At 46.3% G+C, this 12842-nt stretch carries 16 protein-coding genes; 8 read left to right on the top strand and 8 right to left on the bottom strand.

The genetic code is table 11. From position 1 onward, the window contains the following. Window positions 1–51 precede the first annotated feature (51 nt). From AOT11_RS11180 to AOT11_RS11160, 5 genes are all read right to left on the bottom strand, one after another. Entirely contained in the window at window positions 52–1182 is a 1131-nt protein-coding gene (locus AOT11_RS11180) for a flagellin (protein ID WP_011079825.1), read from the bottom strand. A 262-nt stretch (window positions 1183–1444) separates the two neighbouring features. After that, window positions 1445–2578 (bottom strand): flagellin, encoded by a 1134-nt coding sequence (locus tag AOT11_RS11175; RefSeq protein ID WP_011150922.1) that lies wholly within the window; start codon window positions 2576–2578, stop codon window positions 1445–1447. A 307-nt stretch (window positions 2579–2885) separates the two neighbouring features. Beyond that, window positions 2886–4019, bottom strand: coding sequence for a flagellin (locus AOT11_RS11170; protein ID WP_013571296.1), 1134 nt, complete (start codon window positions 4017–4019; stop codon window positions 2886–2888). Window positions 4020–4152: 133 nt separating this feature from the next. Then, entirely contained in the window at window positions 4153–5055 is a 903-nt protein-coding gene (locus AOT11_RS11165; RefSeq protein ID WP_017419528.1) for a Dyp-type peroxidase, read from the bottom strand. Window positions 5056–5117: 62 nt separating this feature from the next. Then, window positions 5118–5594 carry a DUF2919 domain-containing protein gene (locus AOT11_RS11160; RefSeq protein WP_011079821.1) on the bottom strand — a complete coding sequence of 159 codons (477 nt, stop codon included), beginning with the start codon at window positions 5592–5594 and terminating at the stop codon, window positions 5118–5120. Window positions 5595–5702: 108 nt separating this feature from the next. Here AOT11_RS11160 and AOT11_RS11155 point away from each other — a divergent pair, with 108 nt between their 5' ends. Together AOT11_RS11155 and AOT11_RS11150 are read left to right on the top strand one after the other, a co-directional pair. Beyond that, window positions 5703–6059, top strand: coding sequence for a DUF2956 domain-containing protein (locus AOT11_RS11155; protein WP_026050186.1), 357 nt, complete (start codon window positions 5703–5705; stop codon window positions 6057–6059). Between the two features lies 1 nt (window position 6060). Next, window positions 6061–6393, top strand: a complete 333-nt coding sequence (locus AOT11_RS11150; RefSeq protein WP_017419530.1) for a DUF4156 domain-containing protein — start codon at window positions 6061–6063, stop codon at window positions 6391–6393. Window positions 6394–6413: 20 nt separating this feature from the next. Here AOT11_RS11150 and AOT11_RS11145 read toward each other — a convergent pair whose 3' ends face one another. After that, complete coding sequence (locus AOT11_RS11145; protein ID WP_026050187.1) at window positions 6414–6701, bottom strand: winged helix-turn-helix domain-containing protein; 288 nt, start codon at window positions 6699–6701, stop codon at window positions 6414–6416. A 205-nt stretch (window positions 6702–6906) separates the two neighbouring features. Between AOT11_RS11145 and AOT11_RS11140 the strand changes: the two genes are divergently transcribed. Genes AOT11_RS11140 through AOT11_RS11125 form a run of 4 tightly spaced genes read left to right on the top strand, consistent with a single transcriptional unit; the run spans window position 6907 to window position 9293 of the window. Beyond that, window positions 6907–7254, top strand: a complete 348-nt coding sequence (locus AOT11_RS11140; protein ID WP_017419533.1) for an ArsC family reductase — start codon at window positions 6907–6909, stop codon at window positions 7252–7254. A 16-nt stretch (window positions 7255–7270) separates the two neighbouring features. Further along, a complete protein-coding gene (gene dapE, locus AOT11_RS11135) occupies window positions 7271–8404 on the top strand; it encodes a succinyl-diaminopimelate desuccinylase (RefSeq protein ID WP_026050188.1) in 1134 nt (377 codons plus the stop codon). Continuing rightward, complete coding sequence (locus tag AOT11_RS11130; RefSeq protein ID WP_017419535.1) at window positions 8401–9102, top strand: M15 family metallopeptidase; 702 nt, start codon at window positions 8401–8403, stop codon at window positions 9100–9102. The genes dapE and AOT11_RS11130 overlap by 4 nt, the downstream gene beginning before the upstream one ends. Further along, window positions 9087–9293 carry a DUF2897 family protein gene (locus AOT11_RS11125; protein WP_011079814.1) on the top strand — a complete coding sequence of 69 codons (207 nt, stop codon included), beginning with the start codon at window positions 9087–9089 and terminating at the stop codon, window positions 9291–9293. The genes AOT11_RS11130 and AOT11_RS11125 overlap by 16 nt, the downstream gene beginning before the upstream one ends. A 100-nt stretch (window positions 9294–9393) precedes the next feature. Here the strand turns inward: AOT11_RS11125 and bamC are convergent, their stop codons facing one another. Together bamC and dapA are read right to left on the bottom strand one after the other, a co-directional pair. After that, complete coding sequence (bamC, locus tag AOT11_RS11120; RefSeq protein WP_017419536.1) at window positions 9394–10413, bottom strand: outer membrane protein assembly factor BamC; 1020 nt, start codon at window positions 10411–10413, stop codon at window positions 9394–9396. Window positions 10414–10459: 46 nt separating this feature from the next. Further along, window positions 10460–11338: a 4-hydroxy-tetrahydrodipicolinate synthase gene (gene dapA, locus AOT11_RS11115; RefSeq protein WP_013571291.1), complete on the bottom strand. Its 879-nt coding sequence runs from the start codon at window positions 11336–11338 to the stop codon at window positions 10460–10462. Between the two features lie 380 nt (window positions 11339–11718). On the opposite strand from dapA, the gene AOT11_RS11110 reads away from it, so the two are divergent. Further along, window positions 11719–12261: a glycine cleavage system transcriptional repressor gene (locus tag AOT11_RS11110; RefSeq protein WP_026050189.1), complete on the top strand. Its 543-nt coding sequence runs from the start codon at window positions 11719–11721 to the stop codon at window positions 12259–12261. A 13-nt stretch (window positions 12262–12274) separates the two neighbouring features. Beyond that, window positions 12275–12745 (top strand): thioredoxin-dependent thiol peroxidase, encoded by a 471-nt coding sequence (gene bcp, locus AOT11_RS11105; RefSeq protein WP_017419538.1) that lies wholly within the window; start codon window positions 12275–12277, stop codon window positions 12743–12745. Window positions 12746–12842: the final 97 nt, after the last annotated feature.

Raw genomic sequence — 12842 nt, 5'->3', positions numbered from 1 at the left:
CTATGAGCTATGAGTAGTAAACTACCGTACAGCTAAGCTCACGCCGCTGTATTAGCCCAACAAGCTAAGAGCTGCAGATGGTGACTGCTTCGCCTGCGCTAGGATAGAAGTACTCGCCTGCTGCAGAATTTGCGTCTTAGTCATCTGAGTCGTTTCTTTCGCGTAGTCGGTATCCTTGATACGGCTGCTCGAAGCGTTTACGTTCTCATTGATGTTGCTTAGGTTGCTGATTGCATGGTTGAAACGGTTTTGGAATGCACCTAGAGAGGCACGCTCACTGTCTACCGATTTCAATGCGCCATCAATGATCGCTACTGCTTCTTGAGAGCCAGCAACCGTCGTGACATCAATGTTGCTCACATTGGTTTTGGTGCCATCACCAATGTTCAACTCAGACGCTAGACCACCACCGAATTCCACTTCACCTTCTACACGTTGGTTAGAAGCGAATAGCTGCAGTTTGCCGCCTTCACCGACCGACGCTTTCACATCATCGTTTTGACCGTTGATGTAAGTCGCCAGTTCTTCAAGATCGTCACCCGCTTTGGCGTTGACTGTGATCTCTTTTTCTTCACCTTGCTTATTCACATAAGACATCGTGAAGTCAGTGTTGTCGCTTACACGCCAATCTGCGCCTACGCCTTCTTCAGATTTGTAGCTCAAGCCGCCCATCGCGTCTGTATCTGAACGAAGGTTACCCATAGAAAGCATCACAGCTTCACCAGAGTCAGCACCGATTTGGAAAGACTGAGAACCGTACGTACCGTTAAGGAGTTTGTTACCACCAAAAGAGGTTGTCTCTGCGATACGGTTAAGTTCTTGGTTCAACGCTGACACTTCTTCTTGAATCGCTACGCGCTCAGAACGCGAGTTCGAACCGTTAGACGATTGCAAGGCAAGGTCACGCATACGTTGTAGGATGTTGGTGGTCTCTGTCATTGCACCTTCAGCAGTCTGTGCAATAGAGATACCATCGTTGGCATTTTTAACCGCCATGTCGAGACCACGGCTTTGCGAGTTCAAACGGTTAGAAATTTGTAGACCTGCAGCATCATCTTTCGCGCTATTGATTTTATAGCCCGAAGACAAACGCTCCATTGATTTTTGTTGACCTTCAGCGGCCTGGTTTAGGTAACGCTGTGCGGTCATTGCTGACACGTTAGTGTTTACATTGATAGCCATAAATGATCTCCTTAGGCTTTTTGCTGATGCACCATCGTGTCTCTCACCTCACTTTGGTACATCTCATTTCTCTCAGTCCTTTAACGGCCACCAAAAGAATACCTTTAGGAGAATTTTTCGTTTTTTTTAATATTTCTTTGGTTGGGTTAAAAAGTGTGACTTCTCCCTAAATAATAGCGCATAAAAAAAGCCTGACCGAAGTCAGGCTTTACTCGCTCATCTCTCACCACGAGCCAATGAGGTTTCTGTCTAGTTAAGGCGATTAGCCTAGTAGACTTAGCGCTGAGTTTGGCGCTTGTTTCGCTTGCGCAAGAATGGAACTTGATGCTTGCGATAGAATTTGTGTCTTGGTCAACTGAGTCGTTTCTTTCGCGAAGTCGGTATCTTTGATTCGGCTCTTCGACGCGTTCACGTTCTCGTTGATGTTGTCCAAGTTGCTGATTGCATGGTTGAAACGGTTCTGGAATGCACCCAGCTCTGCACGGTGGCTGTCTACGTATTTCAGTGCCGCATCCACAATCGCTACCGACTCTTGCGCACCTTGTACGGTTGTCACGTCAATCGTGTCTACCGTGACGTTTTTGCCTTCGCCCAGGCCAAGTTCACCAGCTAGGCTACCTGAGAAACTAATTTCACCTTGAACTTTGTTGTTACCAGCAAAGATCTGTAGCTTGCCGCCTTCACCCACTGACGCTTTTACAAGGTCAGTTTGACCGTTGATGTACGTCGCTAGCTCTTCGATGTCATCACCCGCTTTCGCGTTGATTTCGATCTCTTGCTCGTTACCAAAGCTGTCTGTCAGTGCAATCGTCAAGTCGTTGTCGCCTGCGGCCACATTCCAGTTCTTGTCTTTGCCTTCTTCAGCTTGGTAGCTCACGCCGCCCATCATCACGTTGTCAGAGCGCATGTCTTTGAGTGACAGCATGACCGCTTCACCGTTATCCGCACCAATTTGCATTGCTTTCGTGCCGTAAGTGCCGTTGAGCAGTTTGTTACCACCAAAAGACGTGGTTTCTGCGATACGGTTTAGCTCGTCGTTCAATGCTGTCACTTCTTCTTGAATCGCCACGCGCTCTGATTTTGAGTTTGAGCCGTTCGCGGATTGTAGAGATAGGTCACGCATACGTTGCAGGATATTGGTGGTCTCGTTCATCGCACCTTCTGCGGTTTGTGCGATTGAGATACCGTCGTTGGCGTTACGTACCGCAACGTCTAGACCGCGACTTTGTACGTTCAAGCGGTTAGAGATTTGCAGACCGGCTGCGTCATCTTTTGCACTGTTGATTTTGAAACCTGAAGACAGACGCTCCATCGAAGTTTGTTGTGCGCTGTTTGCGTTATTCAGGTAACGCTGTGCTGTCATTGCTGCTACGTTTGTATTTACATTCACTGCCATGATGAATTCTCCAATTGATTTTCCGATATTACGGTTTCCGACGTCTCGGAAAACCAAGTAGTTCTCTCAAAGTTATTTCTATTAACGGCTCGGTTTGGAAATCCTTTAGGAAAAAAATGCGATTTTTTTGAAAAAAGTTTGTTTGAAGGGGTTTTCGTGATTAAAGCGGTAAAAAGTATAAAAACATCAAAAATAGGACTAAAGATTTGAATGGTACTGTCGATAAGAGCTGTTCACTTTTTTCCAGCCCACTTCTACTCACTTGCTCTCTTTTGTATCGCAAGCTCTGTGCCAGTCACTCCGGCGCTTATCCCAGCAAGGTCAACGCAAGATTCGGCCCTTTTTTCGCCTGCGCCAAGATAGAAGTACTGACTTGCTGTAGGATCTGTTGTTTGACCATGCGCGTGGTTTCCTTCGCATAATCTGTATCTTGAATTCGGCTGTTTGATGTCGCCAAGTTTTCGTGGATGTTGTCGAGGTTATTAATCGCATGGCTGAAGCGGTTTTGATATGCCCCTAGCTCAGCACGATGACTATCGACGTATTTCATCGCGGTATCAAGGACAGCCACTGCTTGTTGAGCGCCACCGACAGAAGTAATGTCGATATTATCCACCGCATCGTAACCTTTTAGCTGCAAACCGAGTTCACTGGCTAAGTCTCCTGAAAACGATAACGTTCCTGAGGTTTCTTCGCCGGCCATAAACAACTGTAGCTGACCTTCTTCATTCACCGATGCCGTGACTTTGTCAGTCTGACCATTAATGTAGGTCGCAAGCTCTTCGATATCATCGCCGGCTTTCGCATTAATTTGGATCGTTTCCGTTTCACCAAAACGATTTGTGAATGACATGCTAAGCGCATTCGCCCCCTCTTTTACTTGCCAATCAGAACGGGCACGTCCGTTTGCAATGTAACTGAAGCCACCCATATCAATACCATCACTGCGCATCGACTTCAGTTGCACTTGTACCGCTTCACCTGACGCTGCCCCTATCTGAAAGGCAGCCGAGCCAAAGGAACCATTGAGCAATTTACGCCCACCGAACGAGGTGGTTTCTGCGATACGGTTCAACTCGTCATTTAACGCGGTCATTTCTTCTTGTAAGGCAATTCTTTCAGCATGGCTATTGGAACCATTGGCGGATTGCAATGAAAGATCACGCATCCTTTGGAGAATATTAGTGGTTTCATTCATTGCCCCTTCCGCAGTCTGCATAATGGAGATGCCATCATTGGCATTTCGCACCGCGATATCTAAACCACGCATTTGCGACTGAAGACGATTCGAAATTTGCAGCCCTGCCGCATCGTCTTTTGCACTATTAATACGCTTCCCTGAAGACAAACGCTCCAAGGATTGATTCAGCATGTCGGTTGCACTGGTCAAATGACGCTGTGCGACAAGTGCTGCCACATTGGTATTAACGGTGATCGCCACAAATATTGGTCCTGAAATTAAGGCTTTGGATACTTATCGACCAAAACAGTCAAAGGTTTAGCGCTATTTTTAACTAGGGCAAATAAAAAAGCCCTTCACATATTAGGAAGGGCTTTCAAAAATAGCGGACAGATTATTTTACGGCTAATGCACTCAGCATCTCTTTCGATGGCGCGAAGAAATACGCACCAGTAACTGCTTTGGTGAAACGCAACAATTGGTCTGTTTTACCATCAGTGACACCATACATGCTCTCAAGCATCGCTTTGAAATTGTGCAATGTGTGGCAGTAGGCGATAAACAGCAAGCCATGCGAACCAGTCACACTGCCATACGGTAAGCTGTGACGAACAATCTTAAGCCCTTTGCCTTCTTCTTTAATGTCCACTCGGCCAACATGCGAGGCAGCAGGGACATCGTCCAGCTCAATAGAATCCGGTTTGGTACGGCCAATCACTTTCTCCTGAGCAGACACATTCAATCGATTCCAAGCAGGTAGGTTGTGCTCAAATCGCTGAACCATAACATAGCTGCCACCAGCAAATTCACCGTCTGGGATCAACGCCACTTCCGCGCGTTTTTCTGCTTTCGGATTTTCAGTGCCATCAACAAACATGGTCATATCGCGCGAATCAAGATAACGATACCCGTAGGTTTCATCGACGACAGTAATATCTTCTGCAACCTCTGACAGCAGTTTACGCAGCAAGTAGAAATGCAGGTCATGACGTTTGGAATGACAATGCAGTAACACATCCACATCCGTTGAAGGCGCAACAATCTCCCCTTCACCCAATACAGGGAAATCGATCAGCTCCGCTGGCATCGCCATATCCAATTGCTGCCAAAACGACTTGCTAAACGCAATAGAAAGCGTCAACTCTGCATCAGGCTGAGATTGATTGAGCTCTTCAACCAATGCTGACAGTGATTGTAATTGAGCCAATACCTTTGCTGGATTGTGATTGATTTTAAGCAAAGTGTATAACGCGAATGGGCCCGCTTCTGGCAGAATCGCCGTTTGAGCAAGTGACATAATAAACTCCTCTTTTTTGCCCCCAGTGTAGGGCGAAACTGACGGATAATTATTGATGATCGTCAGTTAAGGTTGTCGTCTGTGGGTAAATTAGGGACATGAAAACAATCTTTTACCCACTGACTATTGAATACGTAAATACCAAACCAAAGTAGTATTAATAGGGTTAACCCATTGGTCCAGCTAAACTCGCCATGTTCCAGATAAACATGGTAGGTCGTCTGCACAATTTGCCCTAACACCAAACATAAGGTGAAACCCCGTCCATAGTTGGTAAGTTTATCAATCCATTGGCGGCCGGGCTTTCTCAATCCCATAATCCACATCAGCAAAACACTTGGAATGCCAATCAGAAGACCTAAATAGAGGGTATGGTTATCAGGGTAAACAATTTGCAAGATCTTGCCACCACTTTCACGGCTTGCCCCTGCACCAGCAAAGACGACCCAAGCTCGGGCTAAAAAAAACCAACCAAACCAAAGCAACAAAGGCGCTTTGAGATACCCTTGGTTGTCATAGTGATCTATCGAATATCGCAAAATCTAAATCTTAATCAATGGGACTCGCGACACTTTAACGCAAATGATTCAATTAGTAACCCGCAAAGGTTAGACTATTACCATCTCTTTTACAGCAGACTTATGATGATGAAACACAACACAATCACACCGTCACCAGAATCTCAGCAAGAAGCACTCAAAATCGCTAGAGCAACACAAAAGCCTGGGCAAACCAAAGAACAAACCAAACTGATCGCACAAGGCATTGAGAAAGGCATCGCGCTTTATAAAAAGCAGCAAAAAGAGAAGCATCGTCAAGCGGACAAAATGCGTAAGAAGCAATTACGCGATAAAAGCAAAGAGCAACAGAGCTCGATTGAAGACGAAATATTCGACACTCAAGCAACGATCCCAACACCAAGCCAATTTGTACATATACTTCCTTGGGGGCTGCTAATTGTTAGCTGGTTGGGATTTATTGTTTACGCCATGATGAGGAACTAATATGAAAAACATCGGCTTACTGTTACTTGCTAGCCTGTTTTTAGCGGGGTGTACCACCCCAACCCATCAGCCACTTTCCGGCTCACAAGCAATCGAAATCCGCATTGATGACCAGTTTAATCCTAAACATTGTCAGTATCTTGGCACGGTGACAGGAAATGAAGGTCATTGGTATAGCTATCTCTTCTTCAGCAATGACACCATGATGCAGGGAGCGGTCAATGATTTGAAAAACAATGCCAAAGAATTAGATGCAGACACCATCTTCGTCATTGCACCGCAGGCGTTTGTCACCTCTTTTAGCTTGCTTGGCACCGCCTACCGCTGCCAATAAAAAAGCCAGCGAATGCTGGCTTAGGCACGAAATCCAAGGCTGCTGGCGATATCTCTCTCACGTTCCATAACCCATTGGCTATCAAATGGTCCCCAGTCTGACAGTTGGTAATAACCATCATTGTGACGTCGGCCATCTTGAACAAACATAAGTTCGATTCCAATCCCCGGCAGCGCCTTCAGTACATCTTGAATAGTACGACGAGGCCACCCCGTTTTTTCGATTAACTTAGGCACATTTGGCCTTTCTAGGTTCTCCACCAATAAGGCCAAATACAGCCGCCTTGCGAAAACAGGACTCAATTCCATTGACACCTCCTAAACTTGTGCTAACTCATTATTTCTTTTTTTCTCAGTCTTTTGTTGAGGTTGATCAATAACTCTCCAATCCCCTTAGCGAAAGTGTGAGTTTTTTTGAACTTCAAAATATTCCTGACGATATTTTGTGTGTTCTGTCGCTTCTTGGTAGGATGCAAAACACAACAAAAAAAGAATTAGCCCAAAAGGAAAACACATGACCATTACCATGTATGGCATCCCTAACTGCGACACGATAAAAAAAGCGAAAAAGTGGTTAGAAGAAGCGGGTATTGACGTTCAATTTCATGATTATCGTAAGCAAGGTATTAACGCGGAACTTGTGAGTGAGTTTTGTCAGCAATTGACTTGGGAGCAAGTGCTTAATAAGCGCGGCACAACCTTCCGTCAGTTGACTGACGAGCAAAAAGAATCGCTCAATGAGACAACCGCCGTTGATTTGTTAGTCGCACACCCTGCGATGATCAAACGCCCAATTTTGCGAGTCAATAACCAGCTACACGTTGGTTTTAAAGCAGAACAGTATTCAAAAATTTTCAATTAATGAAGGATTATCAAGGATGACAGACAGCCCTGTACTGGCTTTAACTAAAGATCTCATCAGTCGCCAGTCGGTAACCCCCGAAGACGCCGGTTGCCAAGATGTCATGATAGCGCGCCTAGAAGCACTTGGTTTTACCATTGAGCGCATGGTGTTTGAAGATACCACCAACTTTTGGGCCCGCCGTGGCACGCAAGCGCCACTCTTCGCCTTTGCAGGCCATACTGACGTGGTGCCCGCTGGAAAATTAGAGCATTGGCACACACCGCCTTTTGAGCCGACCGAAAAAGAGGGCTATTTGTATGGCCGTGGGGCTGCGGATATGAAAGGCTCATTGGCAGCCATGGTCGTTGCGACAGAACGTTTTATCGCAGAACATCCCGATCATCAGGGCTCCATCGGTTTCCTGATCACCTCAGATGAGGAAGGCCCGTTTATCAATGGCACGGTTCGCGTTGTGGAAACGTTGATGGCGCGCGATGAAAACATCGACATGTGTATTGTCGGCGAGCCCTCAAGCACCGAAGTCGTCGGTGATGTGGTTAAAAATGGTCGTCGTGGTTCGATCACGGGTGACTTGACCGTAAAAGGAACTCAAGGCCATGTGGCTTACCCTCATCTGGCGGACAACCCTGTACACAAATCGCTTTTGGCAATCCACGCCCTAGCGACCACTGAGTGGGACAAGGGGAATGAATACTTCCCACCAACCAGCTTCCAGATCCCGAACGTACAAGCTGGCACTGGTGCCTCCAACGTCATCCCAGGAGAGTTCCACGTCCAGTTCAACTTGCGCTTTAGTACCGAGCTTTGCAACGAGCGAATTGTTGAACGAGTGACTCAAACACTCAACCAACATGACCTCAGTTACGATCTCAAATGGACGTACAACGGCGACCCATTCTTGACGGATACTGGTGCCTTACTCGATGCCGTGGTGGATGCCGTCGATAGCGTCAACCAAACCAAACCAGCATTGCTTACTACCGGTGGCACATCTGACGGACGCTTTATCGCACGAATGGGTGGACAAGTGGTTGAGCTGGGACCAGTGAACGCCACCATCCATAAAGTGAACGAGTGCGTGAAGATCGATGACTTAGAAAAGCTTACCGATATGTACCAGAAAACATTGGAAAACTTATTGGCATGAACACCATTGAGCAGCTGACTGGCAGCGAAACGTCTCATTTAGAACACGTTTTAGTGGGGGAAAAGTGGTTTTGGCTCCACCCTGAGGTGAAAAATGATCTTTTCGCTCTGCTAGAAGCGGCTCAAACCGCTGGTTTTAAAATGGAAATTGCCAGCGGTTTTCGTGATTTTCAGCGTCAAAAGGCCATTTGGAATGGTAAGTTTTCCGCTGCAACACCGATCCTCGATCACCATTCGCAGCCCATGGATAAAAGCTTGCTCAGTGACAGCGAAAAAATGTGGGCCATCCTCCGCTGGTCCGCTTTACCTGGCGCCAGCCGCCATCACTGGGGGTGCGATTTTGATGTCTTTGCGCGCAATCTATTGCCCGAAAACGAATCGCTCAAACTGGAACCTTGGGAATACCTCTCTGGACACCAGCAAGCGTTCCATATCTGGCTAAAAGAGAACTTGTCCCGCTTTGGTTTTTTCTTTCCCTATGAGGAAGACTTAGGAGGCGTGGCTGCAGAGCCTTGGCATATCAGCCATCTAGCAATATCTCAGCAGTGCCTAACCCTGCTAACACCAGAGAAACTCCGTCAACAATTGGAACTTCATCCCATTGACGGGCAGGAACAAGTGCTCTCTAATCTTACTCTGATCTACAATCAATTTATCGCCAACATTTGTACACCGGAGGCTGTATGCAAGAAATCTTAACCAATCCTTGGGTCATCAGCTTTGTGGTACTCAGTGTCATCGTTGGTAACATCGCGGCACTAAAATACACCGCCAAAATGAAAATAGGCCAAGTGGATAAACTGAAAGACAAAAGCGATCTTGATAAGCTCAACGAGCTTGATCAAAAAAAGCAGCAATCGGCCCACAACGATGATGAGCTTTCAAGATAATCTGATTGAGATCTTGGCTAACGCCAACAACAAGTGCGCACACAAATAGCAAATGGCAAATAGCAAAAAGGGGCATCAAGCCCCTTTTACTTTTTCTCTTTTACTCTTTCTTAACCACCGCGGCTAAGACAGGTGCCATCGATTTCAAAAACGCTTCCTCAACCGGTTTACCCGAAGAGTCGGTCACGTTAATGGATGTACGGTTACCCAAATCACCAAACAAGAATGTGTAAGTGCCTGACTTAAGCTCCATCGGCTTCACACCGATTTCATTCCAGAATTCATCATCTGGCGAGGCGTATTTCGCTTTGATGGTGCCTTGAGATTGGTTGCGCTCGTCAATCGTGAAACCCATTTTCGGAAGAATCATTGGAAGACGCTGCCAAAGCACATTGTACGGAGTACGTGCAATGATGACAGGGAAGCCACTTCTATCGGTACCCATAGTGATAGGGATTTGCTTCACCAGTTCCTGAGCTCGACGCTGCGCTTCATCGCGTTTGACTTGGTCATACTGAGACGTCACCAAATTGGTCATAAACACGTTGTAGCGCTCTTTATTGGTGACCGTTACTGGCTTAAGCTCAGTGCCTTCTCGCCAATCAACCAAATTGATCTTAAAACCATGACGATTGTTTGCTTCGAAGCGGTCAATTGCATATCGGCTACCGATTTCCATCTCTTCATCTTCAGAGCGCCACGTAACCCAACCCGTCTCGATGTGAGTATCGGATTGCATGTCGATCGGAATTTGACGCTCAGCCAGCATATCTTTCACCGTTTGCCACACTTCATCCGCTTCTTCTTGCTTGATCAGCCAAAGCGTGACTTCTCCCTGATTGCGCTCATAACGTGCACCCGGGATCAATTCCAAAATTTGCTGAGGTGGACGGATATCCACTTGCTTACCAATGCCACCCGCAAACTCACCCTGAGGGATATTGTAATTTGGATAAAATTGAGGGGTTGCCCCTTCAGGTAATTGCCACTGCTCAAGTGGTGGTGTTTCTAGGTAAGCAAAGTCATCCTTTGCCTGACGGCGTTGTGTGGCGCTACCAGAACAGGCAGACAAAACAAAAACAGCCAGCGAGCTAAGCACTAACTGACGAGAAAACTTCATTGAAACTCCTAAAGCGCCGGATGTTCTCCGGCGTGACTACATTCTCTTAGTAAATCCCTGCGTCGGTCATTGCTTGTGCAACGATCGGATGACATTTTTCCGATAACTCAGTCAACGGTAAACGTAAATGCCCGCATTCAATCAAACCAAGTTGCGTCGCTGCCCATTTCACTGGAATTGGGCTAGATTCGATAAACAAGTTTTTATGCAGTGGCATCAGACGTTGATTGATCACTTCCGCTTCTTCAAAACGACCTTCAAGGGCCAAACGGAACATATCCGCCATATCTTTTGCAGCAATATTATTGGTAACCGAAATCACGCCTTGACCGCCAAGTTTGACGAAATCTAGGCCTGTCGCATCATCACCACTTAGTAAGATAAAATCTTCGCCACAAAGTTCACGATGAATTGCAACTCGATTTAAATCACCTGTCGCATCTTTTAGTGCAACGATGTTTTCGAGCTCAGCCAAACGAGCAACGGTCTCTGGCAAAAGGTCAACCGCAGTACGCCCAGGCACATTGTACAGAATTTGGGGAACGTTACTCACTTCAGCAATCGCTTTGTAATGCTGGAATAGGCCTTCTTGCGTTGGCTTATTGTAGTATGGAGTAACACTCAGGCATGCATCGATACCTGAATCATTCAGCAGACGGCTGAAGGTCACCGACTCATGGGTAGCATTTGCTCCCGTGCCAGCGATCACTGGGATTCGACCATTAACAAATTCAACCGTTTTGTTGACTACTTTTACGTGCTCTTCAACGGTCAACGTTGAAGACTCTCCTGTGGTACCCACAGCCACGATACCGTTCGTACCAGCAGCGATATGATATTCAACTAATTTTTGCAGACCATCAAAGTCTACTTCTCCATCGGCTTTGAACGGCGTAAGTAACGCAACGATACTTCCTGATAACATGTCTTTCTCCCTCATTTAATCCTTCCTGCATGGTACTGTAAGGCGATTCAAAAAAACAAGAGCGCAAACTCGCTTCCTGAATACTAGTGGATGAATATTTGAGTTGATTGGTGATTTATGTAGCCAAACCGCCCCTCAATCGAAGGTTCAGAGCCTTCAACCCGGCTTCTTAGGGGATATTTGACAATAAGCGATTCGCTCGGAAAAGCGAGTTTTGCTCAACTATAATGAGACTAGGGGGAAGGCTTGTCAGCGTCTGGTGAATTCCAAGCCCCTCAACACAGTGTTCCCTAACATAAAAAACGGAAGCGACTCGACATTTTCCATAAACTTCTGTGTTACCATCCGGAAAAAACAAAATGCACAATAAGAGCGAATCTATGACTCAACATCTGGTAATTACCGCAATGGGCACGGATCGGCCAGGCATCTGTAACCAGGTCGTCCAACTGGTGACGCGTGCGGGTTGTAACATTATTGACAGTCGAATAGCCATTTTTGGCAATGAGTTTACCCTCATCATGCTGCTGTCTGGCAACGCGAATGGCGTCACTCGAGTCGAGACCACTTTACCACTGCTCGGCCAAGAACATGACCTCATCACCATAATGAAGCGAACGTCGGCTCATCACCCAACGACGAATTGCTACACCATTGAGGTGTTTGTTGAATCGGATGACCGCGTCGGCCTCACTGAAAAATTCACACAGTTCTTTGCAGAAAAGCAAATCGGCCTGAGCGCACTCAGTGCCCAAACCATCGATAAAGCCACGGTACAAATGGAGCAAAACCAGTTCCACATCGCGATTACGGCACACGTACAAAACGAATCCAATTTAATGCAGATTCAGGAAGATTTTAATGATCTTTGCCGTTCGCTGAACGTACAAGGCACGCTGAACTTTATAAAAAACACCCTTTAAAAGGAAGAATGACATGAATATGCTGCAAGCAGGCTCTCCTGCTCCAGAATTTTCTTTGCCTGATCAAAATGGAAATCTTGTCTCGCTCAAAGACCTCAAAGGAAAAAAAGTTCTCTTTTACTTCTACCCAAAAGCAATGACTCCCGGTTGTACCGTTCAGGCTCAAGGCCTACGTGATATCCATAGCGAGCTCGCAAAACATAATGTGGTTGTGTTGGGCGTCAGTATCGATCCAGTCAAACGTCTGGGTAAGTTTATTGAACGAGATTCTCTCAACTTCACTTTGCTGTCCGATGAAGATCACGCCGTTGCTGAGCAATTTGGTGTTTGGGGCGAGAAAAAGTTCATGGGCAAAGTGTACGATGGCTTACACCGTATTAGTTTCCTCATCAACGAGGAAGGTGTCATTGAACACGTCTTTGATAAGTTCAAAACCAAAGACCACCATGAAGTGGTTCTTAATTATCTTGAACAGAGTAAATAAGACGAGTTAAGCACCTTTGCTTACCATCAGACCAATAATAAGCCCAGCGTGTTCGCTGGGCTTTCTTTTCTTGTCTTTTCTTTTTTGAGCAGTGTTA

It is taken from the genome of Vibrio vulnificus NBRC 15645 = ATCC 27562 (assembly GCF_002224265.1).
Lineage (GTDB): Bacteria > Pseudomonadota > Gammaproteobacteria > Enterobacterales > Vibrionaceae > Vibrio > Vibrio vulnificus.
This window is presented reverse-complemented; position numbering and strand designations above follow the sequence as displayed.